The 26894-nt window shown below is 62.2% G+C and carries 16 protein-coding genes and 1 tRNA gene; 11 read left to right on the forward strand and 6 right to left on the reverse strand.

Annotated features, from left to right (window positions below):
* The first annotated feature begins 117 nt into the window (after positions 1-117).
* The 5 genes from AC0L2M_RS06165 (at position 118) to AC0L2M_RS06185 (ending at position 5537) form a co-directional block, all read left to right on the forward strand.
* The gene (locus AC0L2M_RS06165) at positions 118-1068 is read left to right on the forward strand and encodes a DMT family transporter (protein WP_287341975.1); all 951 of its coding nucleotides are present in this window, start codon (positions 118-120) and stop codon (positions 1066-1068) included.
* A gap of 357 nt (positions 1069-1425) precedes the next feature.
* Positions 1426-2523, forward strand: coding sequence for a polyamine ABC transporter substrate-binding protein (locus AC0L2M_RS06170; RefSeq protein ID WP_473534338.1), 1098 nt, complete (start codon positions 1426-1428; stop codon positions 2521-2523).
* 75 nt (positions 2524-2598) lie between these two features.
* Positions 2599-3738 carry an ABC transporter ATP-binding protein gene (locus AC0L2M_RS06175; protein WP_091595229.1) on the forward strand — a complete coding sequence of 380 codons (1140 nt, stop codon included), beginning with the start codon at positions 2599-2601 and terminating at the stop codon, positions 3736-3738.
* A gap of 9 nt (positions 3739-3747) precedes the next feature.
* Positions 3748-4722, forward strand: coding sequence for an ABC transporter permease subunit (locus AC0L2M_RS06180; protein WP_287377848.1), 975 nt, complete (start codon positions 3748-3750; stop codon positions 4720-4722).
* Positions 4719-5537 (forward strand): ABC transporter permease, encoded by an 819-nt coding sequence (locus AC0L2M_RS06185; protein ID WP_287065432.1) that lies wholly within the window; start codon positions 4719-4721, stop codon positions 5535-5537. The genes AC0L2M_RS06180 and AC0L2M_RS06185 overlap by 4 nt, the downstream gene beginning before the upstream one ends.
* Before the next feature lie 68 nt (positions 5538-5605).
* On the opposite strand, the gene AC0L2M_RS06190 is transcribed toward AC0L2M_RS06185, so the two are convergent.
* Positions 5606-7456, reverse strand: a complete 1851-nt coding sequence (locus tag AC0L2M_RS06190; protein ID WP_023800321.1) for an AsmA family protein — start codon at positions 7454-7456, stop codon at positions 5606-5608.
* A gap of 276 nt (positions 7457-7732) precedes the next feature.
* On the opposite strand from AC0L2M_RS06190, the gene AC0L2M_RS06195 reads away from it, so the two are divergent.
* Complete coding sequence (locus tag AC0L2M_RS06195; protein ID WP_473534339.1) at positions 7733-9715, forward strand: acetoacetate--CoA ligase; 1983 nt, start codon at positions 7733-7735, stop codon at positions 9713-9715.
* 381 nt (positions 9716-10096) lie between these two features.
* On the opposite strand, the gene AC0L2M_RS06200 is transcribed toward AC0L2M_RS06195, so the two are convergent.
* Positions 10097-13765, reverse strand: coding sequence for a PAS domain S-box protein (locus tag AC0L2M_RS06200; RefSeq protein WP_473534340.1), 3669 nt, complete (start codon positions 13763-13765; stop codon positions 10097-10099).
* Positions 13766-14019: 254 nt separating this feature from the next.
* Between AC0L2M_RS06200 and AC0L2M_RS06205 the strand changes: the two genes are divergently transcribed.
* Complete coding sequence (locus AC0L2M_RS06205) at positions 14020-14478, forward strand: phasin (protein ID WP_128166139.1); 459 nt, start codon at positions 14020-14022, stop codon at positions 14476-14478.
* 441 nt (positions 14479-14919) lie between these two features.
* Positions 14920-14996: transfer RNA gene (locus AC0L2M_RS06210), tRNA-His, on the forward strand.
* A gap of 254 nt (positions 14997-15250) precedes the next feature.
* Here AC0L2M_RS06210 and AC0L2M_RS06215 read toward each other — a convergent pair.
* Positions 15251-16702 carry an acetamidase/formamidase family protein gene (locus AC0L2M_RS06215; RefSeq protein ID WP_473534341.1) on the reverse strand — a complete coding sequence of 484 codons (1452 nt, stop codon included), beginning with the start codon at positions 16700-16702 and terminating at the stop codon, positions 15251-15253.
* A 329-nt stretch (positions 16703-17031) separates the two neighbouring features.
* Here AC0L2M_RS06215 and AC0L2M_RS06220 point away from each other — a divergent pair, with 329 nt between their 5' ends.
* Positions 17032-19347 carry an acetamidase/formamidase family protein gene (locus tag AC0L2M_RS06220; RefSeq protein WP_473534342.1) on the forward strand — a complete coding sequence of 772 codons (2316 nt, stop codon included), beginning with the start codon at positions 17032-17034 and terminating at the stop codon, positions 19345-19347.
* A gap of 49 nt (positions 19348-19396) precedes the next feature.
* On the opposite strand, the gene AC0L2M_RS06225 is transcribed toward AC0L2M_RS06220, so the two are convergent.
* The 3 genes from AC0L2M_RS06225 to AC0L2M_RS06235 form a co-directional block, all read right to left on the reverse strand.
* The gene (locus AC0L2M_RS06225) at positions 19397-21304 is read right to left on the reverse strand and encodes a putative bifunctional diguanylate cyclase/phosphodiesterase (RefSeq protein ID WP_473534343.1); all 1908 of its coding nucleotides are present in this window, start codon (positions 21302-21304) and stop codon (positions 19397-19399) included.
* Positions 21305-21533: 229 nt separating this feature from the next.
* The gene (locus AC0L2M_RS06230; RefSeq protein WP_473534344.1) at positions 21534-23018 is read right to left on the reverse strand and encodes an ROK family protein; all 1485 of its coding nucleotides are present in this window, start codon (positions 23016-23018) and stop codon (positions 21534-21536) included.
* A gap of 268 nt (positions 23019-23286) precedes the next feature.
* Entirely contained in the window at positions 23287-24192 is a 906-nt protein-coding gene (locus AC0L2M_RS06235) for a tagatose-bisphosphate aldolase (RefSeq protein WP_473534345.1), read from the reverse strand.
* A 284-nt stretch (positions 24193-24476) separates the two neighbouring features.
* Between AC0L2M_RS06235 and AC0L2M_RS06240 the strand changes: the two genes are divergently transcribed.
* Positions 24477-25382, forward strand: coding sequence for a sugar-binding transcriptional regulator (locus tag AC0L2M_RS06240; protein ID WP_023800329.1), 906 nt, complete (start codon positions 24477-24479; stop codon positions 25380-25382).
* Between the two features lie 467 nt (positions 25383-25849).
* The gene (locus tag AC0L2M_RS06245) at positions 25850-26830 is read left to right on the forward strand and encodes an ABC transporter substrate-binding protein (RefSeq protein ID WP_473534346.1); all 981 of its coding nucleotides are present in this window, start codon (positions 25850-25852) and stop codon (positions 26828-26830) included.
* The last annotated feature ends 64 nt before the right edge of the window (positions 26831-26894 follow it).

Here is a 26894-nt window from a genome sequence, read left to right on the forward strand (position 1 = left end):
CAACCGTCGCTGCCCGGTGGACCACGCTCCGCCGCTGCCTTTGCGATAGGCGAATGTGGCACGTTTCTGTCGTCCGCTATGCATCGTGTTGCCTCGAAACCGCCGACAGTCGCCATCATGACCGATACATCATCACCGTTAGCCGTTTCGCCTGTCGTCTCGCCGCGTGACGAGCGTGTCGGCTTCCTGTTGATTTTCCTGTCGGCGCTGATGTGGAGTTTCGGCGGCGCCATCGCCCGTTTCATCGACGCCGGAGACAGCTGGACGGTGGTGTTCTGGCGCTCGGTCTGGGCCGCCGCCTTCCTGATCTGCTTCATGGTCTGGCGCGACGGCTGGCACGGCACGGTGAGGTTGTTCCGCGGCATGGGCCTGTCCGGCCTTGCCGTGGCGTTCTGCTTCGCCACCGCATCGACCTCATTCGTCGTGGCGCTTGCCTACACCACCGTCGCCAACATCCTTTTGATGCAGGCCGGCGTGCCGCTCCTGGCGGCGCTGTTTGCCTGGGTGCTGTTTCGCGAACGGGTGGCGTTGGCGACTTGGGTGGCGATTGCCGCCGTCATTGCCGGCGTTGCCATCATGGTATCGGAATCGCTCGATGGCGCGGTGTCGCCCATCGGCGACGGCCTGGCGCTGCTCATCGCTGTGATGTTTTCGATCGCCACCGTCATCACGCGACGCTTTGCCCATGTGCGCATGACGCCGGCGACCTGCCTCGGCACGATGCTTGCCGCCGCATTCGCCGCGTCGCAGGCATCGCGATTCGGCGTTTCCAGCAGCGACATGGGCTTCCTGTTTGCATTCGGCGTGGTCAATCTCGGTCTCGGCCTTGCCTTTTTCGCCACCGGCGCCCGGCTCGTTCCGGCTGCGGTCGCAGCACTACTCGGCACTTTCGAGCCGATCCTCGGCCCGATCTGGGTCTGGCTCATCCATTCCGAGGTGCCGTCGGGACGCACCATCCTTGGCGGCACGGTCGTGGTCACGGCGCTGCTGGTCCATATCGGGCTCGAATTCAAGCGTCAGGCGCGACCCGTGCGGCCGGGTGTCACCGGCATGCCGTCGCCTAATTGATGCAGCGCACGCGCCAAAGCGAGATGAGCCATTGACAATGGCGCGGCCTGGCGGGCAGGCTGCAAATACGGCAACAACAAGACAGGCTCATCTTGCCAAGTCTCCCCTCCGGCCCGACCGAGACCGGACAACATCGTCGTATCCCTGCCCGCGCCGTGGCGAGAGCCTTTGACGGCGCCGGCATGCCACCTGGATCACGACAAAGGAACCGGGGGCTCGGCCGTTGCGCATCGAACTGCTGTCGTGTTGGCGGTTCGCGCTTGTCGCTTGTCGGAAAGCTCAATAATCTGAAGCAAACGCCCAGCCGCGCAGCCCCGCGACGTGCTGGCGATGGAACACTCATCAAAGGAGAGACGCATGATCCGCAAAGCATTCTGGCTTTCGGCGACCTCGGCATTTCTGGCGCTTTTCACCCTCGGCGCTCATGCCCAGGACCGCGTCGTCAACGTCTATAACTGGTCGGATTACATCGACAGCTCGATCATCGAAGACTTCACCAAGGAAACGGGCATCAAGGTCACCTACGACACCTTCGATTCCAACGAGCTGCTTGAGACGAAACTGCTTGCCGGCGGCAGCGGCTACGACGTTGTCGTGCCGACCGCCAATTTCCTCGCACGCCAGATCCAGGCAGGGGTGTTCCAGAAGCTCGACAAGTCGAAGCTGCCCAACATTTCCAACATGTGGGACGTCGTTTCGGAGCGCACGACCAAGTACGATCCCGGCAACGAATATTCGATCAACTACATGTGGGGCACGGTCGGCCTCGGCTATAACGTTAAGAAAGTGCAGGAAGCGCTCGGCACCGACAAGATCGACAGCTGGGACGTGTTCTTCAACCCGGAAAAGCTGGCCAAGCTGAAGGATTGCGGCGTCTATGTCCTCGATTCTCCGAGCGACATCCTGCCGAACGCCTTCAAATATCTGGGCATCGATCCCGAGACCACGTCGCCGGACGATTTCGCCAAGGCCGAAGAAGTGATGCTGAAGGTCAGGCCTTACATCCGCAAGTTCCACTCGTCTGAATATATCAACGCGCTGGCCAATGGCGACATCTGCCTGGCCGTTGGCTGGTCGGGCGACGTGTTCCAGGCGCGCGACCGTGCGACGGAAGCAAACCAGGGCGTTGAGATCGCCTATTCCGTGCCGAAGGAAGGCGCCGAAATGTGGTTCGACCAGATGGCGATCCCGGCCGACGCGCCGCATGTCGCCGAAGCTCATGAATTCCTGAACTACATGATGAAGCCGGAAGTCATCGCCAAGGCGAGCAATTTCGTCTTCTACGCCAATGGCAACAAGGCGTCGCAGCAATTCATCGACAAGGAGATACTCGAGGATCCGGCGATCTACCCGGACAAGGCGACGCTGGCGAAACTGTTCACCATCACCCCCTACGATTCCAAGACCCAGCGCGTCGTCACCCGCACCTGGACCAGGATCGTCACCGGGCAGTAAGCGACAATCGGCGACCCCGGCAGGTGCTGCCGGGGTTAAGTCTTCTGGGGATAGAACGCGAGGACGGAGTGGGACATGAAATCGCTTGGCAGCATCCGCAGGGATTTCGCGCCATGGAACGATCCGAACGCCAAGCCGTACATCCAGTTCGACAAGGTCACCAAGAAGTTCGGTGACTTTACCGCCGTCAACAATTTGTCGCTGACGATATTCGAGCGCGAGTTCTTTGCCCTGCTCGGCGCATCCGGCTGCGGAAAGTCGACGCTTCTGCGGATGCTCGCCGGATTCGAGGAGCCGACCGCCGGTCGCATCCTGCTCGACGGCCAGGATCTGCGCGGCATCCCGCCATACCGGCGGCCGGTCAACATGATGTTCCAGTCCTATGCGCTGTTCCCGCATATGACTGTCGAAAACAACATCGCCTTCGGCCTCAAGCAGGACGGTATGCCGAAGCCCGAGATCGCGGCGCGCGTTGGAGAGATGCTGAAGCTGGTCAAGCTCGAGCAGTTCGCCAAGCGCAAGCCGCACCAATTGTCCGGCGGCCAGCGCCAGCGCGTCGCGCTTGCCCGCTCGGTCGCCAAGCGGCCGAAGGTGCTGCTGCTCGACGAGCCGTTGGGCGCGCTGGACAAGAAGTTGCGCGAGGAAACGCAGTTCGAGCTGATGGATCTGCAGCAGTCACTCGGCCTCACCTTCGTTGTCGTCACCCACGACCAGGAAGAGGCGATGACCATGGCCGACCGCATCGCCATCATCGACAAGGGCGAGGTGATGCAGGTGGCGACGCCGGCGGAAGTCTACGAGGCGCCGGGCTCCCGTTTCGTCGCCGGCTTTGTCGGCAACGTCAACATGTTCGAAGGCAAGATTGCGCATGGCGAGGCGGGTGCGGCAAGCATCGATGCCGGCAACGGCATCACCATCCGCACCGAGCATGCCGGCGATGCCGCAACTGGCGCGGCCGTCGCCTTCGCCATCAGGCCGGAGAAGATCAGGATATCGTCGACGAGACCGGCCGGCGCCGTCAACGCCATCGAGGGCGAGGTCTACGATATCGCCTATCTCGGCGACATGACCGTCTATCACGTCAGGCTGGACGACGGCCAGGTGGTGCGAGCGAGCACGATGAACGCGGCCCGCATCACCGAGGATCCGCTGAGTTGGAACGACCGTGCCTGGGTGTCGTTCCGGCCGGATGCCGGCGTCGTGCTGACGCGATAGGGGGCGGCCATGTCGAATGCCGCTGTCACCGCTGCAACAAGCTCTCGAGCCACCGCTGCCGGCAAATCCGCCCTGGCCAGAACGGGAGAGGCCTTCGTTGGCCGTCTTGTCATCCTCATTCCGTATCTCTGGCTGGTCTTCTTCTTCCTCATTCCGTTCGTCATCGTCTTCAAGATCTCGCTATCGCAGACCGCGATCGCCATACCGCCCTACACGCCGGTGCTCGGCTTCGGCGACGGCCTTGCCGGTTTCTTCGCCCAGCTGAATGAGCTCAGCATCGACAACTACACATGGCTGACGCAGGACGCGCTCTACGTCAACGCCTATGTGACCAGCGTCATCGTCGCCGCCATCTCGACGGTGCTGACATTGCTTGTCGGCTACCCGATCGCCTACGGCATGGCGCGCGCCCCGGCGATGCTGCGCCCGACTTTGCTGATGCTGGTGATCCTGCCGTTCTGGACCTCGTTCCTGATCCGGGTCTACGCCTGGATCGGCATCCTCAAGCCTGAGGGGCTGCTCAACCAGCTGCTGCTCGCCACCGGCGTTATCAGCCAGCCGCTGATCATCCTCAACACCTATACGGCGATCTTCATAGGCATCGTCTATTCCTACCTGCCGTTCATGGTGCTGCCGCTCTATTCGTCGCTGGAAAAGATGGATTATTCGCTGATCGAGGCAGCCAAGGATCTCGGCTGCCCACCGACCAGCGCCTTCTGGAAGATCACCTTTCCGCTGTCGCTACCCGGCGTCATCGCCGGCTGCCTGCTGGTGTTCATCCCCGCCGTCGGCGAATTCGTCATTCCCGACCTGCTCGGCGGCTCACAGACGCTGATGATCGGCAAGACGCTGTGGAACGAGTTCTTCGCCAATCGTGACTGGCCGGTGTCTTCGGCCGTCGCCGTCATCCTGCTGTTGCTGCTGATCGTGCCGATCATGCTCTTCCAGCGGGCCCAGGCCCGCGCCCAGGAGCAGGACAGATGAACCCGACCTGGAGCCGCTTCAACATCACTTCGATCGTGCTCGGCTTTGCCTTTCTTTACCTGCCGATCGTCCTGCTCGTCGTCTTCTCTTTCAACGAATCGAAACTGGTCACTGTCTGGGGCGGCTTCTCGACAAAATGGTACGTCTCGCTGTTCCACAACCAGGGCCTCATGGACGCCACCTGGGTAACGGCCCGCGTCGCCGTCATCTCGGCCACCGTGGCGACCGTGCTCGGCACGCTGGCGGCTCTCACCTTGACGCGCTACACGCGCTTCAAGGGCCGGACGCTGTTTTCCGGCATGGTCTTTGCGCCGCTGGTCATGCCGGAAGTCATTACCGGCCTGTCGCTGCTGCTGCTCTTTGTCGCCGTCGGTCTCGACCGCGGTTTTGTCACCGTCACGCTTGCCCACATCACCCTGACCATGTGCTTCGTCGCCGTCGTCGTGCAGTCGCGCCTGATCACGTTCGACCGCTCGCTCGAAGAAGCCGCGATGGATCTTGGCGCGCCGCCGGTGAAGACCTTCTTCCAGATCACGCTGCCGGTCATCATGCCGGCGATCGTGTCCGGCTGGATGCTGGCGTTCACACTGTCGCTCGACGATCTGGTCATCGCCAGCTTCACCTCAGGGCCTGGCGCCACCACGCTGCCGATGAAGATCTACAGCCAGGTTCGTCTCGGTGTGACGCCGGAGATCAACGCCGCCTGCACCATCCTGATCGCGGTTGTGGCGGTCGGCGTCATCATCGCTTCGCTCGCCAACAAGCGGCGCGAGGTCCAGCGCCAGCGCGACGAGCAGGCCGCTCAGCGTGGGTGACGAAAGGGGCGGCAGCAGCAAAAGCCGGCAGGAAGCACTTCTGACGACGACCGCAGCAGCTTCGTTGCTTACTCGCCGGATACCCCGCGGCTTATCGGCGAAATGAACGGCGTGCTCCACGTTCCGCCGATGAAGAACGAAGACTGGTTGGGACCTTGGCTATTTGTCTGCGTGGCTGGCTGGTCCGCCTGAATGATGCCGCCGGACAGCGCCAGCCCGCGCCCGGCATAGGAGGCGATGCCGGAAAGCCAGATCTTGTACTTCGCCGAATTCGCTTCGGCCTTGTCGATCTTCGCCACACCGTTCGAAATGCTCGCCTTGAGTTCGGCCCCGTCGATCGGCAGTGTTCCGTCGGAGACATCGTCGAGCGCGAAGAACCCGCCCTGTTCGTTGTGTTTGAGAAACGCCGGCAGGTTGAACCGGCTCAACGCGCCTTGGCCGAATTTCGCCGAAACCGAGCCGTCGGCATTTTCGAAAATGGAATCCCAGGTTCTGCCCGGCCCCTTGAGGATGACCGAAACGGTTCCCGTGCCAATCGGCACCAGTCGCGTCATTCCGGCTGCGGTGCCAAAAGCGCCGCCGTCGATGTCGGAGGCGAGCAGCCTGATCTCGACCTGCGTGCCTTCCGGCTTGCGGTCAAAACGAAGGCTGCTCTGGATGTTGCCGCCAAAGGCCGATGCATCGGAAATATCGAAGACGGCAAGACCGTTCTTGACCTGGGCAGCGGCGGCGACGTCGGCAAGCTGGATGGCGCCTGCGGTGGCCTGCGCTGCCGACAGTCTGAGATCGAGATCGATGCGGTCGGCGACGCTTATGTCGATTTCGCCGGGGCCAGCGCCGTTCGCGGGCGCCAAGGGTGCGAAGGCGGAGAGAAACGACCGCAGGTCGAGCGTCTCGAAGGCGAGCGTACCGGCGATCACCGGGCGCGCCTCGCCAAAGGAGAAATCCAGCGCACCCATTCCCGGATTGTCGTCCAGGGCGATCTCGGTGTTTTCGAATTTAATGCGGCCGGAGGTCGCCGTGAGCTTGCTGGAAACGGAAACCGAGCCAATTGCTGCGCCCGGCGCGATGCCGGCCCGCGACCATTCGAGCGCGCGCCTGAGCGAGGGTGCGGCAAATTTTGCCTGGCCGTCGAAATAGGCGTTCTCGGACATGCTGGCCACGCCGTCGAACGAAAAACTGGCAGGGGCCGCCTTGAATGAAAGCGTCATCGGCGCCGCACCTCCGCCAAACAGCACCAGCGGGTTTGATGATGCGGCATCCACGGCGACGCTTTCGCCGCGCCAGATCCCGGTCGCCGACAGCGTCGCATTGCTGTTCATTGCGGCCCAGTTCGCCTGGCCGCTCAGGCTGCTCAGTATCTCAGCGTCCTTGCCATCGACGGAAGTCACCACGCGGCCGTTCCTGAACTCCACGGTGCCGAACGGATCAGCCGGCAGCTTGCTGAGGTCCGGCTTGGCTGGATTGGCGCTGACAACGGCGCGAGCGACGTCGATGGACCGGGTGATGCGCCCGCCCGAAGGCAGGGCGGGCAGGAAAAGTCCATGTGCTGCGCGTTGAACCCTGATCGTCGGCCGGATCAGCCGCGCCGTCGAGAACACCACATTGCCACGCAACGCCGCCATGGCGGAGAGATTGACCTCGACCCGTTCAGCCTCGATCACCGGCGGCGCGTCGGTCTCTGTCCATTGCGAAAGCGTCACGTCGGCCAAGATGGCACGGAAATTCGGCCAGACCTCGATCCGTGGCGCGCCGTCGATGGTGACCCTGAAACCGCTCCACGCACTCATTTCCCAGGCGATGCGGTCGCGCACGATACGGGTCGAGGCGACGAGCGGCAGGGCGGCAACGGCCAGCGCGATGACGAGCACGGCAGCGCCGATCGCCCATATTCCGCGCCGGATCAAAGGTGATGGCATGTCGCCCCGTATGCTTCCGTTCCGACAAAAAAACGCCCGACGGGTGTAACCCACGGCTGACGCATTTCAAGTCTTTATGGCCCAGCGATGGCATTTGCGCACATCCGCGTCGCTCGGCCGAACAAAATCTTGCTCTGCTGCGTTGCGATATGCATAAGCGATGCCAATGCATGTCGCCAAAATGCGCAACGTTTTTGGATAACATGATAATAACAAAAGTCTAAAGCGCGTCGCGTGAATCTCTTCAAGCGTAACGTGCTTTAAGGAGGAACGATCATGGCTGGCGACGCACCGCTCTGGATACCGACCAAAGACCAGATCGACGCGGCGCCGATGACCGCCTTCATGCAGGCCGCGGCGGCCGCAACCGGCAGGTTTTTTCCCTCCTACGGCGATCTTCATCGTTGGTCGATCGACGATCGCGAGGCGTTCTGGAGCCTGGTCTGGGAGTTTTGCGGGATCGTCGGCGACAAGGGCGCCAATGGGGGGATCAGTGGCGGCGAGCGCGTGCTTGTCGATGGCGAGAAGATGCCCGGCGCCGCCTTCTTTCCCGACGCCAAGCTTAACTTCGCCGAGAACCTGTTGAAAAAAACTGGGCTCGGTGACGCCATCGTCTTTCGCGGCGAGGACAAGGTCGAGCGCCGGCTCTCCTGGAACGAGTTGCATGCGCTGACCTCGCGGCTGCAGCAGCTTTTCCTGTCGCTCGGGGTGAAAAAGGGTGACCGCATCGCTGCCATGATGCCCAACATGCCGGAGACGGTGGCGGCAATGCTGGCGACAGCCTCGATCGGGGCCGTGTGGTCGTCCTGCTCTCCCGATTTCGGCGAGCAGGGCGTTCTGGACCGGTTCGGGCAGATCGAGCCTGTCGTCTTCATCGCGCCTGACGGTTACTGGTACAATGGCAAGGCGATCGAGGTTGCCGACAAGATCGCGGCCGTTGCGGCAAAGCTCGTCACCGTCCGCAAGATCCTGATCGTCGACTATCTCGGCACGTCGACCGACGTGGCGGCGACCATCGAGAAGGCGACTGCGCTGGACGAGGCGCTCTCATCGTTCGCTGCCAAGTCGGTCACCTTCGAACGGTTGCCGTTCGCGCATCCGCTCTACATCCTGTTTTCTTCCGGAACGACCGGCATCCCCAAATGCATTGTCCATTCGGCCGGCGGAACGCTGATCCAGCATGTCAAGGAAGAACGGCTCCACGCCGGCCTGCTCGACGGCGACCGCTTCTTTTATTTCACCACCTGCGGCTGGATGATGTGGAACTGGCTGGTCTCAGGCCTGGCGTCGGGCGCAACCCTTCTGCTTTATGACGGGTCGCCCTTCTACCCCGACGGCAACGTGCTGTTCGACTTCGCCGACGCCGAGAAGATGACCTATTTCGGCACCTCGGCCAAATTCATCGATTCCGTGCGCAAGGCCGGCCTCAGGCCGATCAACACGCACGATCTTTCCAGCGTGCGCACGATCTCCTCCACCGGCTCGCCACTGTCGCCGGAAGATTTCCGCTTCGTCTATGACGGCATCAAGAAAGACGTGCATCTCGCCTCCATCTCCGGCGGCACCGACATCGTCTCCTGCTTCGTGCTCGGCGTGCCGATCGAACCGGTGTGGATCGGAGAGATCCAGGGACCTGGCCTCGGCCTCGCCGTCGATGTCTGGGACGACGACGGCCAGCCGCTCAGGCAGGAAAAGGGTGAGCTCGTCTGTACGAGAGCGTTCCCGGCGATGCCGATCGGCTTCTGGAACGATCCCGAAGGCAAGAAATACCACGCCGCCTATTTCGAGCGCTTCGACAATGTCTGGTGCCACGGTGACTTCGCCGAATGGACCGCCCATGGCGGCCTGATCATCCACGGCCGCTCCGACGCGACGCTCAACCCTGGCGGTGTGCGGATCGGCACGGCGGAAATCTACAATCAGGTCGAGCAGATGCCGGAAATCCTGGAAGCGCTGTGCATCGGCCAGGACTTCGACAACGACGTGCGCGTCGTGCTGTTCGTGCGGCTGGCGGCCGGCGTTGAACTCGACGCCGAGCTGGAAAAACGCATCCGGGCGAAAATCCGCAGCGGCGCGAGCCCGCGCCACGTGCCGGCTAAAATCGTCGCCGTCGCCGACATTCCACGCACCAAATCGGGCAAGATCACCGAGCTTGCGGTGCGCGACGTGGTGCATGGCCGTGCCGTCAAGAACAAGGAGGCGCTGGCCAATCCCGAAGCGCTCGAGCTGTTCCGCGACCTGCCGCAGCTGGCCGATTAGTTTCTCGAGGTCCAGGACATGAGAACCGTCAGGCGTTCAAACGGAGCCGAGCACGGTTAACGAAATATCTCGCTCGAATTTACCTAGATTTCATGAGTGGTACACATTGGTAAATTATTCGCGGTGCCGGTAAGGTTTTGTTAAGGGCCGACATCGATAGTCGTGCGTAACTTGAGGGAGAAATCCCGTTCCTCTAAATCCCCAGAGGATCTGAATTCGCTCAAGCCCCCGATGTACAGCAATCGATCATTCAAGGCGTCCTGTTGGACGCCTTTCTTTTGTGTGCCGAGCATGAGCCAAAAGTGGACACCGGTTTTGGGAAATCCGGTGCTCAAACAAAGAGATAGAGCGGCGACACGGACGGGCCGAAAGTCCGCTGCCCTAATCCGCCAGCACGCGGGTCGACGGGAAAGCGACTTCGACCAGAGTGCCCTCGCCGGGCGTCGAGTTGATGGTGAACCGGGCCCGGTTCGCCTCGACCATGGCCTTGGTCAGCGGCAGCCCGAGACCGGTGCCGTCGCCGCGCCCGCGCTTAAGCGCGTTGAGTTGCTTGAACGGCTTGAGCGCCTGCTCGATCTCGGACTGGCTCATGCCGATACCGGTGTCGCGCACGCGCATCACGACGTCGCCGGAGTTCTCGTAGGCTGTCGATACAATCACCTGGCCGCCGGCCTGCGTGTAGCGGATGGCATTCGACAGGATGTTCAGCGCGATCTGGCGTACGCTGCGCAGATCGGCCACCACTTCCGGCAGCCGGGAGGCGAAGCTGGAGCGGATGATGACACGTTCGCGGTTGGCTTGCGGCTGCATCATCGCCACCGTCTCGGCCAGCGTGTCGTTGAGCGACACTGCCTCATAGGCCATCTCCTGCTGGCCGGCCTCGATTTTCGAAATATCGAGCAGATCGTTGACCAGGTCGAGCACATGGTTGCCCGACCGGTTGATGTCGCGCAGATAGTCGCGGTAGCGGTCATTGGCGACCGGTCCGAATTTCTCGTCGACCATCAACTCGGAGAAGCCGATGATGGCGTTGAGCGGCGTGCGGATTTCGTGGCTGATGCGGGCGAGGAAGTCGGTCTTCTGCGAGGAAGCGCGCTCGGCCACGGCGCGCGCCTGGGTCAGATCCTCTTCGGCCCGCTTCCACTGGGTGATGTCGCGCACCACCGCGCAGAAACCGCTGTCGTTGGGCAGCCTGCCGATGGTCATGAACAGCGGAATGAAGCGCCCCTGCGCCTCGCGTCCGATCACCTCGCGGCCGTCGTTGAGCACGCTCGCCACGCCGGGCTCGGACAATCCGTCGATATAGTCTCGCGCGGCGCGCTGGCTTTCGATCGCGAACAGCGAGACGAAGGGTTTTCCGGTCACCTCGTCGCTGTCGAAACCGAACAGCGCCTCCGCCGGTCGGCTGATCGAGCGGATCGTTCCGTCTCGGCCGATCAGCACGACGCCGTCGGTCGCGGTGTCGATGATAGTGCGCATCTCGGCAATGCGCGCCTTGAGCTCCGAAGTGTCCGGCTGCGTCTGGTCGTCGGCGGCACCTGCTGCCTCGTCGTCGCCGGAACGGCGCACGACCAGCATCAGCGCCTTGCCGCCACGCCATGGCACCGAGCGCAAAATGGCCTCGATCGGGAACTCCTGACCGTCACGCGTCTTCAACCGCAGCGCGTGGTCGGTTCCATCGGAGGCGCTGCCGTCGTAAGGATCGGCAAACAGCGCGTCGAGGCCACCGGCATCCTCCAACTGGTCGAGCGTGTCATAGCCGGTCAGGCTGAGGAATTCCTCGTTCGCATAGTGAAGATCGTCGCCGGAATGGATCAGCAGCGGCACCGGCAGCTTGCCGAGGATCGAAATGTCCGGAGCCTTGTTGTCGTCCGCGGTCGAAAAAGCCGACGGCACGAACCCTTCGAGCTTGAGCGGCGGCACCGGCAGGCGCGGCCGCTCGACCGTCGTCGGCTCGACGTCGCCGGCATCGCCGATGCCATCGGTTGGCGAACCGGTTTCGCCGTCTTCGGGTCGCGCCGAGTCCTCGCTGTCTTCTGCATCGCGGAAATCGGCGGCCGTCATGCTGTCGGCGTCTTCGGCGATCGATCGACTGGCGGCGTCGGTGGGCTCAGCGATCTCCTGCGCCGGTTTGTCCGGCTCGGAGACCGGCGCACCGTCGCCATCGTCGGCGACGTAGTCCCGGTCGGCATAGTCGAGCAGCGAGCCTGAGAGGTCGGACACGGTTGCTTGCGGCTGCTCACCGTCGAGCCTTGCGACATCCTTCTCGTCTTCGACATCGGTTTCGGTCGGTTCCGCCGCAGCCGGCTCTGCCGCAATTGCGGCAGCGGGCTGTTCGGTCGGGGGATTGTCCTTCTTGAGCCGCTCGCCGATCTCACGGAATGCACTGCGTTCCAGCGTCGACAGGCCTTTATCGTTGGCCGGCTGCCTGTGCTCCGCCAACCGGATCACCTTGTCGGCTAAGCGCCGCTCCGGCTTCGGCACGATGGTCAGCGCCGGCACCTCGCCCTGGAACGGGTCGGTTTCGTCAGGCGTTTTGGCGACTTCCGGCTCGCCGGCCACGGGGACGTCGGCATTGGCGACAAGCGCCATGCCGATCGCTTCCGGATCGACCACCGCATCGCCGGTGCGAGCAACGCCGAATCCGCGAAAGCCTTCGAAGGCACGGCTGCGGCCGTAGACGGGCAGCGCCGCCAGGTCGACGGGTATCTTGAAATCGGTGCCGGCGACCGGCCACAGCACCGAGCGGCCGGACCAGGTATCGCGTCGGTCGAGCAGGCCGGCGATGTCGCCGGTCGCATCGAGGTCGAAGGTGGCCGCGACGTCCCTGAAGCGCCGGCCGATCACATCGGCGGCAGGCTTGCCGACGAGTTCCGCGAATTCCGTCGACAGCGCACTGAATCTGCCCTCGGCGTCGGTGCGCCAGACGAAACGCAGGGGCGCCGCCGCGCGGTCGATCGAGGGGATGGCATTTTTGACCGGGGAGGCGGCCCTGACGGCATTTTGTGCGAAGCTTTCCGCCGAAGCATCCGCCTCGACAGGACCGGATGCATCCGGTCCCGGCTTTTGCGCCTCCTCCTCGCTGGCGCTGAAATACCAATGGTCATGCTGTGGAGGTATCCCGCCGGCCGCTTCCGGACCCTGCTCGGTTGGCGCAGTTGAATGAGATCCGGTCGAATCGAGCCCAGTGGAATCGGGCCCACTGGAATCGGGAACATCATGCTCCGCCGACAGCGAAGTGTCTTCGTCGGCTGCCGCAAATGTCTGCACTGCCGCAGCCGTTTTCGCGACTGTTGCCGGCGGGTTGTCCTGTTGTGCTTTTGGCGGGACTGCGGCATCGGCCGCCGCCCCTGCGCTGAGCACGCCAGCAGGGGCTGCTTCGGAGTCCAGCTGGTTCTCGTCGATCACCACCAGCAGGTGCCGCTCGTCAGTCAGCCGGGCGAGGCCGGCCGGGTAGGAAGCGGTGCCGCCAGGAACGAGGCGTTTGACGACGCGACCGCTCTCGTTCGCAACATCGGCGACAAGCGCTGTCAGCGTTTCGGGCAGGATGCCGAGTGCCGAAAAATCATCGGAAGCGGCCTCTATGTTGCCGTTGGCATCGACGAAGGCGATGAAATGACCGTCTTCGGTAAAGCCGCTGATGGCCCGAGCGGCAAGCTCGGCGGCGCTGCGCGAGCCGGTCTGCGTCGCCGGCACCGCCAGCATGATGGCGTTTTCGCCGTCAGGCATTGTCACCGCGCTGGCCAGAAAGCCAACCGCGCGGCTGGTCAGCCCGGTTGCCAGCCGCACCGTGATGGCGCGGTCGCGGCCGATCTGTGGAAAACCGCTTGTCGCCATGATCTGGCGCCTGGCGATCGGCGGCAAGCCGGCCGAGGCGCCGATGATCGCCTCCATGTCGGGGTAGCCGAACACCGCTGCCCCTGGTCCGTTGGCCCAGATCACCTGTTCGAGGTCTGCCGACAAAAGGGCGATCGCGTCGCCGGCGGCAAAGCGCTGGCGGACCGCGTCGAGCACGGCGACGTCGAGGAAGGAGTAGTTTTCAGACGGCATGCGCTTTGGGAACCCTTACGAAGCGGGCAGTTTGCAGTTAACGCTTTGTTAATAAAAGCCGACGGTGCGAAGGTCCACAAGCCATAGCGTGCAACCGCCGGAATCTCTGGGCGCGTGGTTAACGCTGGGAGAGAAAATTTATGGTGCGCTGCAACAAAGATATTGCAATGCACAAGATTTGCCTTTATATTGCCATCATACATGAACGAGACGGCTTTCCTATCGAAGCCGCTACCACTGCAAAGGATGGAAAATTGTCCAGGACCAAGACCGCTGATACTATCGAAAACGTTGAATTCCCGAGCTTCGACGCTTCCAAGGCCACCGACCAGATCCGTGCTTTCGCCGAAAAGGGCGTCGAGCAGTCGAAAGAGGCCTATGCCAAGCTGAAGACCGGCGCCGAAGAGACCCAGAAGGCCCTTGAGTCCACCTTTGAGACCGCCAAGACCGTTTCCAACGACCTGTCGCTCAAGACCATTGCCGCTCTGCGCGCCAATACTGAAGCCGGCTTGTCGCATTTCGAAGCTCTGATCGGCGCCAAGTCGCTGTCGGAAGTCGTCGAACTGCAGACCGCATTCCTGCGCAAGCAGGTCGAGATGACTGTCGAGCAGGCAAAGGATTTCCAGACCGTCGCCTCCAAGGCGGCCGAGGACGTCTCCAAGCCGATCAAGACCGCCTTCGAGAAGGCGATGAAGGAAGTTAAGATCGCCTAATATTTGCGCATAGTTCGAAGATGCAACAAAAGGTCGCATTTCTTCGAACAGGATTATGTGAGATATAGTGGTCCAAGCGAATACCCGGCGGGTGGAACCTCCTCCCTCTGCTCTCCGGGATGACCAGCCAGCACCTCCTCCCGCTGGCTCGGAACAGGAAAAGGCCGGCACCTCCTCCCGCCGGCCTTTTTCTTTGCCCGGCGAATATGATGTCGGTGCCGGAGCACCCTTTGCCTACAGCGCCGGCGCCTTCCTGGACGCGCAAAGCACGCTGCGGAACCCTGGGATTTTGCGCATGATCCCCAGCGAAATCGATTCTGATTTTCCGGGCCATGCGCGGCCAAAAGCCTTGAATTAAACTCCGATAGCCCGTATGGACGCATCGCCGAACGACAGAGCGGGTCTCGGAGGATGAACGTTCCATCCCGCTCAGGCGAACGTGCCGTTGTAGCTCAGATGGTTAGAGCGCCGGATTGTGGATCCGGAGGTCGCTGGTTCGATCCCAGCCAACGGTACCATTGGTGCACGGTCGCCTTCTTCGGTTTCGGCCGCTTCTCTTGGCTACAGATGTCCGTTCTTACGGAGGGACCGGTCGGTGCCCCGCTTGGTTCGGATTCCTGATGCATGTTGCGCAAAAGCATGCCCTCGGGCCTGACCCGAGGGTGCGCAGCGTAAAGCGCTTCGCATGAATTCCTTCAAACGCGACGCGCTTTAGCCTTTGTCGAGCTTCCGAGTAACGGCGATGTGATGCGAGATTTAGTTACCCACCATCTCAGGCGACACGTGCGGCGAAGATGTCCTTCTTCACCACCGCATGCACCCCCCAGTTTCCATCGACGACCTGGGTGATGCCGAAGTCTACTCCGATCGACATCAGGGAAATCGCCTCGTCCTCTGTCAGTCCTTTGGTTGTCATGAGGAAGTGGCGCATCTTCCGGAACGCATCGCGCAGCGCTCTGTCGACAGACGACTTCGAATAGATGTCGCTCTGAGCGCTCGGTCCCAGTTCCTCAAGATAGTTGGCGTAGGAAAACCCATGCACCAGCCAGTCCGTTTGCGTCTCGAGCATGGGGTAGTTGAGCTCCTCGAGCGGTGTGCCGGCTAGGTCCGCTTTCTTGTGCAAGATGAGCTGGAACGTGCCGGTGAGCGAGCATTCGATCGCCGTCCCGCATAATTCGCTGTCGCCTTGGCTGGCATGGGGATCACCGACCGAGAGCAGCGCGCCGTCGACGGAGACCGGATAATACATCGTGGCGCCCTTGCCGATGCGCCAGTTATCGATGTTGCCGCCGGTGTAGCTCGGCGGGATGGTGTCTACGACGTCCGCTTCTTTCGGTGCCAGTCCGATCGTGCCAAAATGCGGGCGAATGGGCAGTCTCACGCCCTTCAGCACATCGTAGTTTCGTTTGGTCAGGCTGTGGTCGACCGGAACCCCGGGATAGTCGATCGTGTCATGCCTGACGCCAAACGGGTCAGTCTGCGGCACCCATTGGAAATTGTAGACCGCTTCGGCCCAGCTTTTGCCGCCGGCAACGTCGACCTCGTAGATGGTGACGACCTCGCGCTTGGTGCCGCCAAGGAGATCATTGTAGTGGAAGCCCCAATTGGCCGCCGCGTTGGAGCCATATGATTTGCCGCTGAACTTGGGATTGCCAGAGGGACGCGGCCCGCAATCGAGAATCCGCACCTCTAATATGTCGCCCGGCTCCGCGTTGCGGACATAGACCGGGCCGGTCATGATGTGCACGCCCTGCCCCTCACCAGAACCTTTCTTGTACTTGGCCGGGTCGGTAGGGCCGGCACCGCGGCGGTCGACGCCCTTCTTCTCTTTCGTCCAGAGATAGACGCTCTCTGCACCCTCGTCGCCGTCAACCATGCGCTCCAGGTCATCGCCCGCATGGTGGGTGAGCGACTCGATCGTGACGATGTCGCCGGAATTGACCTCGATGCGCGGCTTCAGCGATTTGCTGAGGTAGCCCCAATGCACGGTCTCGGCGTTGGCCGGCAAATAATGATAGGCGCGTTGTGCAGGCAGCTTCGATGACGTGGCCTGCGCCAGTGCGGGTGTGACCAGCGAGATGCCACCGGCGCCCAGCGTGGCCAGACCGCTGGCCGCGAACAGGCCCCCCTTCAGAAAGCCGCGTCGCTCGGCATTTAGATCTTGCTTCAACTTGTTGTAGTGAAGCTCGAAATGCGGACAGCTGATATCATCGCCTTTGCACATGAACAGTCCCCTTGTTTTTGTTGGAAGGAATGTGCGCGATTTTATGCATCACGCGCGCCATCGGCAATCCAGCCAGCCGGCCGCGAAATCAATGCATCGCGCTGTTGCCTAAATAAATACGTGTCAATTCAATGGCTTACGCTCACGCCGGCAAGACCGGCGAGCTTGAGCTCCGCCTGGTGACAGGGTAAAGTCAAGAGATTGTTCGCATGCGCACAAATACTGTCGCCGGCGTCGCGCTAAAGTGAATCTCGGCGGGCGGGTCGCCTGATGGACGTAACGCGCCCCGGAAAGGCCGCTGCAGTATGCAACAAAGACCCTCTTCTCTTATGGTTGCGGCTCTGCGATCGATCGACCATCTGCCCCTCGAACACCGCGACAAGGCGTGGCTCGACTGGTTTGAGGAGCTTTCGCTTTCCGCGTCTGTCGACGACCAGCCGATCCCGAGAGGCACCATGCACCTGCGGGCAGCGAACGCCACCACGCGCCTCGCCGACGTATCTGGTACACCCCAGCGCATCGTGCCGATGCGCCGGGACCACGGGATTCTATTCGCTCTCATCGTTGCTGGGCGCGGGCGTCTTGTCGCCCCGCACCAGGCGTTCGATCTCGCTGACGGCGACATGATGGTGCTCGGCACGGCCGACGACTGGTCTATGACCTTTCGCAGTGACTTCCGCGCGTTCATACTTCAGGCGGCCGCCGGTCCGCTGGAAGCACGGCTGGGCCGCAGCGGCATCCGCTTGCCGAAGGTGCTAGGCAGCACCGTCGTCGCTGCGGTTGCGAAATCCGGATTGCGAACGCTGGGCTCCAATCTCGAGACTTCCGGTGCGGCCGATCTGACAGCCGCCGAAGTGGCTTTGACGGAACTCGTGGCAAGCGCCCTGCTTGGCGAGGTACGTGAGCCCGCTGGCAGCCTGACCGGGGTGCAAGCGGCGCATTTCAGGCGCGTCGCGGCGACGATTGACACCCGGCTGTCGGACCGGGATCTTGCCTTGGCCCTGATCGCGAGACTGGAAGGGCTTTCCGTACGCTACGCGCAAAAACTGTTCGAGAGGCGCGGCGAAAGCTTCTCCGAATATGTGCGCCAGCAGCGCCTCGAACATTGCCGCATCGACCTGGCGGATCCCAACCATGCACATGAAAGCGTGGCCGCGATCGGACAGCGCTGGGGCTTTCGCGATCAATCGCATTTCAGCCGCACTTTCGGCGCGACGTTTGGAATGAGTCCCAGGCAGGTGAGGCGCGCTAGGTCGCAGACGGAGGAGGCTTATCCGCTGCGCGGCAAACCGGACGGCCGCAAGTCGGCGGCGGCGCGGCCGGCCCCGATGCTGCAGGCCGCTATGGATCGCCCACCAACGGCAAGAGCGCGCGAACGCAGGGACCATTGGCATTTGCCAGCAACAGCGGAGACCGTGCATTGGGGCTTTTTCAGCCGCTCGCTGCCGCCGGTGTTGCGCGTCGATCCGGGCGATTCAGTCACCGTTGAGACACTCACTCAGCACGCGGGCGACGACTGGCAGCGGATGGTGGCGGGTGACAGCGGGGCTGAAAGCGTGTTCGATTGGTCACCCGAACACAAGCGCGTCGACCGTCGCGGGGCCGGTCCGGCAAACGCTTCCATCTTTGGGCGCGGCGCTGGCGAGGGGTTCGGCGTTCACATCATGACTGGCCCGATCTATGTGCGCGGCGCCGAGCCCGGCGACGTGCTCGAGATCGAGTTCGTCGAAATTCGGCCACGGCCGAGCGCTGCCTTTCCCGGCAAGGCCTTCGCATCGAACGTATCGGCGTGGTGGGGGTATCAGTATCACGACCTTCTGGACCGGGATGCCAAACGCGAAACGGTGACTATCTTCGAGATCGACATGCGGTGCCCGGCCGCAGCGCGGCCGCTGTACAGCTACGAATGGCAGCCGCAGACCGACCCCTTCGGCGTTGTCCACGCGACGATCGACTATCCTGGCATACCCGTCGACCACAGCAAGGTTTCGCATCGCGACTTGAGTGGTAGCGGCGTGCGCATACCGGCGCGCCTGCACTTCGGGTGCATCGCGGTGGCTCCGCGCGAGGCCGACCTGGTCGATTCCATCCCGCCGGGCTATTTCGGCGGCAATATCGACAATTGGAGGATCGGAGCCGGCGCGAAGCTGTATTTGCCCGTTGCGGTTCAGGGCGCACTGCTCTCGCTCGGCGATGGGCATTTCGCGCAGGCGGACGGCGAGATCAACGGCACGGGTCTTGAGTGTTCGCTGACCGGCGACATCATCATCAAGCTGCACAAGGCGGGCGAAGTGTGCCCGGCTTTCCTGCGCGGTCTCAACTCGCCGCTCATCGAAACCGAGCACAACTGGGTGATACAGAGTTTTAGCCATCCCAACTACCTCAGGGACCTCGGCAGCAACGCGCAGTCGGACGTCTACAAGACATCCACCATCGAGTTGGCGCTGCGCAACGCCTTCCGCCAGACGCGCCGATTCATCATGCAGACATACGATCTCACGGAGGACGAGGTGTTGAGCATCATGTCGCTTGCCGCCGACTTCGGCATTACGCAAGTCGCCGACGGAAATTTCGGCGTGCACGCCACGATCACCAAGGCCGTGTTCGGCGAGCGACAGCACAGCCAGCGTACCGCTCGCCCCTGACCACCCATGATCAGAGATCACGCAGCGGTTTCATTGATGGCGTGTGCCCTCACAACTCCGTGGCGTGCTCTTTTAGTGTCACCTCAAGCGCCTGGCTTAGCGGCACCGCCTTGGAGAATAGGAAGCCCTGAGCAGTTCTGCAGCCGAGCTTGTACAGAATTTGCCGGTCCGCCTCTGTTTCGACGCCCTCGGCCATGACATCGATCCCGAGCGCCCGACCAAGGTCGATCACCGTTTTGACAAGCAGCTGGTCCTCCCGAGACTTGGCCAAGCCGCGGATGAAGCCTTGATCTATTTTCACCTTGCGTATCCGACTGTCCTTGAGCGATGCCAACGTGGAAAAGCCGGTGCCGAAGTCATCGAGCGCGATGGAAATGCCGGCATGTGAAAGCCGTCCGAGCTTTTCATCCAGTCTTTCCGGGTCCACTGGAGATTCTTCGGTAATCTCGATTTCGAACATCGTTGTCGGGAGGTCTTTTGCCGCCAGACCATTCAGAACCATGTCGTCGATATCGCCGGCTTCCAATTCGCGCGGAGAAACATTCATTGCCACACGAACATCTCGACGGTCAGCTTTCACCAAGCCGTCGATAAGAGCACAACAGTCGGAGAATACCGTTTGCGTTAACAGTTGAAGCATTCCCGTTTCGCGTGCGGCTGTCATGATTTCGGGTGGAGAGATGGAACCATGGATCGGATGGGACCACCTCAGCAGGGCTTCAAAACCGATCACGGCCTCGGTATCGAGTCTTACGATGGGCTGGAACCAAGGTGCCACCCTTCTCGCCTCTATCGCCGAATGAAGGTCGCGTTCGATGGACTGGCGACGTTGCAATTCCCTGTCGAGTTCGGCATCGAACAGGCGAATTTCGTTCCTGCCACGACGCTTGGCCGTGTAAAGAGCGACATCCGCCCGCAGCAACATTTCCGTCAGCCCCGGCCTTTCAGCCAGGTATATTCCGATCGATGCACCGATCCGGACGGACGCGACTTTAGGATAGGGGCTGGCGACTTTGGCTATGATATTGGATGCGAGGGTACTGGGAGAAAGCGAACTCCTGAGTGAGGGAAAAAACAGCACGAACTCATCGCCACCGATACGGGCGAGCGTTGAGCCTGCCGGCGCTTCCTGCTCTATGCGGCGGGCGATCATGACGAGCAGTTCATCACCGGTCCTGTGACCGTAGGTATCGTTGACAGATTTGAAGCCGTCCAGATCAATCAGCATTGCAACGAACGGGCCGTCCGTATTCTCGAGCTGATTGATCGCGTGTTCGAGGCCCCGTCTGTTGAGAAGGGCCGTCAGGTGGTCCTCCCTGGAATTGCGCTCCATTTCCGCCGCAAGCCGCTCCGCCTCATGTCTCAGGCGGCTTGCTTCGCGGAAGCGGGCTTGCCCTACAAACGAGCCTCGAACCAAGCCGCCCACGAAGAGCAGAACGGCAAAGGCCAGAATGTAATCTTCAAAGTTGCCTTTCGCCAACAGGCAACCCATCGCGATCACAAGCGGCGGCGTGATGAAGTTGATCGCGGCCGCGGCATATGAACTGCCGTATGTAACCGCACCAGCTGAGATGCCTGCCAGAATAATCAGATGCAGCGGCGCTTGCGGCGTTGTGTAGCCAACGGTAAGGACGGCAAGAAAGGACCAGGCAAACCCTGACAGAAGAGCAAGGATGCCAAACCAGCGAAGCCGCTGCGAAATCCCTGTTAAATCGTCCTGATCCCCCGTCTCGTTTAGCTGATAACGGGCGAGTCCGAGGCGGGCGGCATTTATGGCATTGACAACCAGGAACCAGATTGCGGCGGCAAAGCCCCCGCCAGAAAAGGCCTGCACTGTCAAAATCAGGCCTGATAGCATAGTGCTTATCGGCATCGATACGAAGAGACCGGCCTTCAGATCAGCAAGCTGATCTTGAAGGATTCTGGCCTCCAGCGCGTTTTCTTTCTTTAGGGCCATAGACCAGTCGGTTCGCTTCCCATGCCGATTCGCAACGTAAGCTTATGCAAGCCCACTGAAGGACGGGTTAACTACTCATTGTATCAGCCTTCTGCGAGGCCTTTGTATGAATCCTCCTCATTTGTGCGGTGATAGAGAACATGGATCGGCAGCATCCTGACGCTCGGGAATAACTTAAGGCGCGTCGCATGCATCCGTTCAAACGCGACGTGCTTAGGGGCTGCGCTGCCTACCTGTCAGCCGCAATCGTCCCCTGCAGCCATTGCGTGATGGCGTCGAAAGCGATCGGTCTGGTCGTGTCGACGTCAAGCAGCGGTCCGCGCCGCAGCGGCTCGGCGCGCTTGGCCAGTTCGATCAGTTCGGGGATGTAGGCCGCGCCGGGATGGCCGGCGGGACGCTGGTCGAGCCTTGCGCGATAGCGCTCGGCCAGAACCTCGCCGGGCGCATGGCACCAGATCTCGGCGGTCTGCTCGACGCCGGCGCTGCGCAGGTGATCCTCGAGCACCTGGCGCGGTTGGAAGCCGAACCAGGCGTCGATGACAAATGTGGCGCCCGCCGGGGCCTCGCCGACGACCGACCAGATGGCCTGGTAACTGGCGCGGCCGAGTATGCGGTTGAATTCGCGATCGCCGCCGCCGAGCACTTCGAGGAACGGGTTCTTGATCGTATCGAGCGCCAGCAATGGCCAGCCCATGCGCGCGGCGATGCCGCGCGAGACCGTGCTTTTGCCGCTGGCGGGGATGCCGTTGACGAGCACGGCGCGCCGGCCGGGCACGGCGCGCCTGGTGCGATCGAGCCGGGCGGTCGGCAAGGGTACTGGCGAGCCTTCTGCAACTGCTGATTGTGCAACTGCCGCTTGCGCGGCGAGCGCTTGCAGACCGGCGCCGATGACCCCGGCGTCGTCACCCAGTTGCGCCGCTTCCACCGGGCATTGGTACCAGGGCGCCAGGGCAGGAGCCCTGGCAAGCGCCCGATCGGCCGCCAGGCCAAGTCCGCCGCCGAGCAGCACCAGGTCGGGGTCGAACATGGCCACGGTCGTGTCGATTGCCGCACGCAGCGGCCCGGCCCAGGCTTCCAATATACCGCGCGCCAAGGGATCGCCGCCCGCATCCCGGGCAAAAAGCTGATCGACCGAAACGTCCGGACCGAGGCCTGCCCGCGCGATGTGACGGCCAAGCGCCGTGCCTGAGCTGGTGGTTTCAACGCAGCCGCGCCGGCCGCAGACGCACGCTTCGCCTGATAGGTCGACGGTGATATGGCCGAGCTGCCCCGCCGTCCCTTTGCCGCGGACGATCCGCCGGTCCTGGACCACGGCACCGCCAATGCCGGTCCCGATCGTGAACATGACGATGCTTTCATGGCCTCTGGCAGCGCCGAGGGCCATTTCCGCGACCAGTGCCATGTTGCAGTCATTGTCGATCACCACGGGCTTGCCCGCCAGGCTTTCCAGTCGTTGCGCAGGGGAGACCGAGGCGAGGTTGACATAGCCCCCTGACAAGACCGCGCCAAGCCGCGCATCGACGCGGCCGGGGACGCCGATGCCGATGGCCGCAACTTCGGGACAATCGAGCCGGCGCACCATTTCGGCGATCCGGGAGAGCACGAGCTCGGGGTCCGGCGCGCTTTTCTCGGAAATGCGCTCGAGGATTTCGCCCGTGCCGGAAACACGGGCGGCGCGCAGATTGGTGCCGCCGATATCGATTCCTATGGCCATCGAACCAGAGCCTGTTCCATTTCGACTAAATCGAAATGGGGCTCTATCTTGCTGTTTGACCATGATCTTCTCCGAAAACCGGTCCCCACTTTTCGGGATCATGGTCAGAGGCATGACGTCCCGTGCGTGCCTGGTGTGAACGTCGGATAGCTACAGCGCCGCGCATCCTGGTGCGCACAGGACGCTATAGTACTTTGATTTGCGCATGATCCTTTTCGAAGATCGACTTCGATTTTGCATCCGCGGACCTTCGGTTCGGGGTCATCTGCTAAGCGGCTTGCTGCCGGTAGTTTCCGATCACCGCCTGAAGCTCGCGCAATCTCGACACCGCGATAGTCCTGAGCCTTTCACGCTGAATGTCACGGTCGAGCGAGATGCAGTCCTTCCACAGCGACCGGCCGGCGATGACGCCTGACGCGCCGTTCTGCATCGCGATCTCGACCTGGCCCAGGAAGGTTGCGTGGTTGACGCCGGCGGAGAGGACCGCCCAAGGCACCTCGCCAGCCATTCTGCTGATCCTGGCGCAGGCTTCCGGCGTTCCGGGATAAGGAAGCTTGAGCACCTTTGCCCCGCATTCCAGCGAAATACGGGTGCCCTCTTCGACGAGCCAGGGGATCTTGGCCGTATACTCTTCAAGGCTTTCCGCTTCGAGCTGATAGGTCAGGAACTCGACGACGAGCAGGAGGTCCTCTTGCGCGAAATCGGCGATGCATTGGCGCAGAATGGCGACATTATGCTCGTTCGCCTCAGGCCTGTCGGGCCTGAGATAGACCATGATCTTGCCGCCGGTGCCGCCGAGCTCGCGCACGCGGCGCGCGCCGATGCCGGGAACGAGACGCGACAGGCGGTAGCCGGCAGGCGAGACGTCGAAGCCCGAAGCGTCGAGGCCGATGAGCAGAGCCGTATCGCGGCTCAGCACCCCGTCATCGACAACCCGCGGCACCGCGCAGAGCGGGTCGAGCAGCACGCAGGATGCCTGGCTGGCGAGGTATCGCGTGATGTCCGACTTGGTGTCGCCCAGCATGTCGTTGGTGATCTTGGCCTGTTCTTCAGGGTCCGACGCAAGCAAGCTTCGCATGCCGCCGCGCTGGTCACAGGCGATGGCCATCATCGCCCCGTCCTTGCCGCATATCTGCTGGTAGCCGCGCAACTCTGCGGTCGTCATCTTTGTCATGGGTCTTCTGTCCGATGTTGGCGCCCATTCACCGGGGCGCAGATCAGTGGAAACAAGAAAGGTTCAGTTTTACCTGCCTCCCGACAGGAGGTTTTGCCGCTTTGCTGCGCTATCGGACCGAGAAATTCGGCCTTGGCCGCAATCTGCCGTGGAAACCAGCCCACGTTGCGAGTCAGCCGGATTTGCGCGATAACTCCCATCGGTCGATGGGTCTGTAACACATTGCTGAAAGGAATTGCAAGCTGTCTGCACCTCCCGCACAAGATGCACCCGCATCGCGGACGATGCTGCATACGGTCGCCAAACTGCACTATGAGGCGGACATGTCGCAGGTCGATATCGCGCGGCGGCTTGGCGTCTCCACCGCGACCATATCGCGCCTCCTGCAGCGGGCGAGAGCGGAGGGCATCGTGCGGATCGAAGTTCTCGATCTTGCAACCCCCGAAGGCATCACCACGCAACTGGTCGAGGCACTCGGGCTGCGTGACGCGGCGGTCATCGAAACGCCGTCAGCCGGTGCGCTGGCGGCGCTCGCTGCGCCGCTCGGCGCCTTGCTCAAGCAAGCGGGACTGACGGCCGGCAAGGTCGTCGCCATCGGCTGGGGGCGAGCCATTCGCGAGGTGATCCAGGCAGGCCTGCCGCGCATTCCCGGCGTTCTTACCGTCGCTGCCACCGGCGGCATGCAGCAGCAGGCGGCGCATTTTCAGATCAACGAGTTTGTGCGGCTGGCCGCAGAAGAGCTGGGCGGGACGCCGCATTTCATCCATGCGCCCTATCTGCCGTCGTCCGAATTGCGTGAGGTCTTCCTCGGCGATGCGGCCATCCGCGACAGCGTCGCGCTTTGGGACCGCACCGACGTTGCGATCGTTGGCATCGGCCTGCCCCATGCCATCAATCCGCCCGAAGCGAGCGCGGCCACGCTGAGCGAACAGGCCCTGTTTCATGCGGCGGGAGACGTCATCCGCCACTACTTCGACGCCGAAGGCAAGCTCATCCCGTGGGAGGGGGAGGGCCGGATGATCGCAATGTCGCCGGCCCAGCTTCGAGCCGTCCCGCTGGTGATCGGCGTTGCCGCCTCGCCGGAGAAGGCGAAGGCGATCATAGGTGCCGTCCGCGCCAGGCTCATCAATGCTCTGGTGACGGACACGAAGACGGCCCAGGCCATTCTCGAGGCTCTCTTGCCCCGATAATGCTGGGCACGCCGATACGTGACATCGGCACAGCTGATCGATTCCAGACCGATCGACACCCAACCCGCAGCCGCGAAATCATCGCCGCGAAATCATCAGTTGTGTCGTCAAGGCGTTGGGGCAATAGTCTGCGGGAGGGGCTCTGCGGAGCAGACAGATGGTGTCCGGTTTGAAAGCGTTTCGATCCCGGAAATGTGCGGTTGCAATTTCTTTCAGCAAAGTGTTACAACATTGCAGCTAGGCAAGCATGCGCGCCGAGCGGCGCAGTTTCCTGCACCTTGCGGAGGCTCGTAACGCGACTGCGCATCAGGCTGGTCGGTTTCGACGGTCGATTTAATGACTGGGGCGCTTGGGAGGAGGCTGCCCCATAACAGCAAGCAGGCGAAACCCGCTTCTCGCCGCCAGCACTTCACAGAGCCGGGACGACTCGCAACGGCAAAATCTGCCAACATTAGGAGGAGGATGTTATGAAGAAGATTGTTGCCGCTCTGGCGGCTCTCGCCATCTGCGCAGCGGCGCTGGTCACGCCCGCATTGGCGCAGGACAAAAAATACACCATTGCGCTCATTCCGGGTCTTACCACCGACGGCTTTTACATCACCATGCGCAAGGGAGCCCAGGCGGCAGCCGATGCCCTTGGTGTGACCCTGGTTTTCCAGGGCGCCCCGGATTTCAATCCGGTAACGCAAGTCCCCGTGCTTGACGCGGTCATCGCCAAGAAGCCGGATGCCATCCTGATCGCGCCGACCGACAAGGTTCAATTGGTCGAACCCCTGCGCAAGGCCCATGACGCCGGCATTCCGGTGATCACCGTCGACACCTTCATCGGCAGCGGCGTCTACCAGACCGGCGCCGGCGAGGCGGATTTCCCACTGTCCTATATTGCCTCCGACAACATTCTGGGCGGCGAGATCGCCGCGCGGGCATTGGCCAAGGCCATAGGCGACAAGGGCAAGGTCTATGTTTCGAACGTCAAGCCCGGCATTTCGACCACCGACCAGCGTGAAGAGGGCTTCAAGAAGGAGATGGCGGCCAACCATCCCGGCATCACCCTTCTCGAAACCCAGTTCAACGACAATGACGCCAACAAGGCGGCCTCGCAGCTGCAGGCTGTGTTCGCGCGCAATCCCGATCTCGTCGGGGTGTTCGGCGCAAACCTGTTCTCGGCGCTTGGCGCGGCGAATGGCGTCCAGCAGGCCGGGCAGACCGGCACCGTCAAGGTCGTGGCGTTCGACGCGCCGACCAGCATTGCCGACAACATCAACTCTGGCCTTGTCGACGTCGCGATTGCCCAGCATCCCGCGGAAATCGGCTATTTCGGCGTCGTGTCGGCCTATGCCCATCTGACCGGCCAGTCGATCCCGGTTGCGATCGGCACCGGCTTTACGATCATGGACAAGGCCAACATCGCCGACCCGAACATCTCGAAATACCTCTATTCCGAATAAGTCCAGCCAGTCTCCTTCCGGCCTGCCGGAAGGAGACCTGCGCCGGGTCGCTTTGACCCTGTTT

It is taken from the genome of Mesorhizobium sp. WSM4806 (genome assembly GCF_055811635.1).

What these genes read in the sequence shown, in the direction of transcription:
- AC0L2M_RS06215 (WP_473534341.1), bottom strand. Translation starts at nt 16,702, where the DNA reads ATGTGCAAAGGCGATGATATCAGCTGTCCGCATTTCGAGCTTCACTAC.
- AC0L2M_RS06170 (WP_473534338.1), top strand. Translation starts at nt 1,426, where the DNA reads ATGATCCGCAAAGCATTCTGGCTTTCGGCGACCTCGGCATTTCTGGCG.
- AC0L2M_RS06235 (WP_473534345.1), bottom strand. Translation starts at nt 24,192, where the DNA reads ATGACAAAGATGACGACCGCAGAGTTGCGCGGCTACCAGCAGATATGC.
- AC0L2M_RS06190 (WP_023800321.1), bottom strand. Translation starts at nt 7,456, where the DNA reads ATGCCATCACCTTTGATCCGGCGCGGAATATGGGCGATCGGCGCTGCC.
- AC0L2M_RS06180 (WP_287377848.1), top strand. Translation starts at nt 3,748, where the DNA reads ATGTCGAATGCCGCTGTCACCGCTGCAACAAGCTCTCGAGCCACCGCT.
- AC0L2M_RS06185 (WP_287065432.1), top strand. Translation starts at nt 4,719, where the DNA reads ATGAACCCGACCTGGAGCCGCTTCAACATCACTTCGATCGTGCTCGGC.
- AC0L2M_RS06245 (WP_473534346.1), top strand. Translation starts at nt 25,850, where the DNA reads ATGAAGAAGATTGTTGCCGCTCTGGCGGCTCTCGCCATCTGCGCAGCG.
- AC0L2M_RS06225 (WP_473534343.1), bottom strand. Translation starts at nt 21,304, where the DNA reads ATGGCCCTAAAGAAAGAAAACGCGCTGGAGGCCAGAATCCTTCAAGAT.
- AC0L2M_RS06195 (WP_473534339.1), top strand. Translation starts at nt 7,733, where the DNA reads ATGGCTGGCGACGCACCGCTCTGGATACCGACCAAAGACCAGATCGAC.
- AC0L2M_RS06240 (WP_023800329.1), top strand. Translation starts at nt 24,477, where the DNA reads ATGCTGCATACGGTCGCCAAACTGCACTATGAGGCGGACATGTCGCAG.
- AC0L2M_RS06165 (WP_287341975.1), top strand. Translation starts at nt 118, where the DNA reads ATGACCGATACATCATCACCGTTAGCCGTTTCGCCTGTCGTCTCGCCG.
- AC0L2M_RS06220 (WP_473534342.1), top strand. Translation starts at nt 17,032, where the DNA reads ATGGTTGCGGCTCTGCGATCGATCGACCATCTGCCCCTCGAACACCGC.
- AC0L2M_RS06175 (WP_091595229.1), top strand. Translation starts at nt 2,599, where the DNA reads ATGAAATCGCTTGGCAGCATCCGCAGGGATTTCGCGCCATGGAACGAT.
- AC0L2M_RS06200 (WP_473534340.1), bottom strand. Translation starts at nt 13,765, where the DNA reads ATGCCGTCTGAAAACTACTCCTTCCTCGACGTCGCCGTGCTCGACGCG.
- AC0L2M_RS06230 (WP_473534344.1), bottom strand. Translation starts at nt 23,018, where the DNA reads ATGGCCATAGGAATCGATATCGGCGGCACCAATCTGCGCGCCGCCCGT.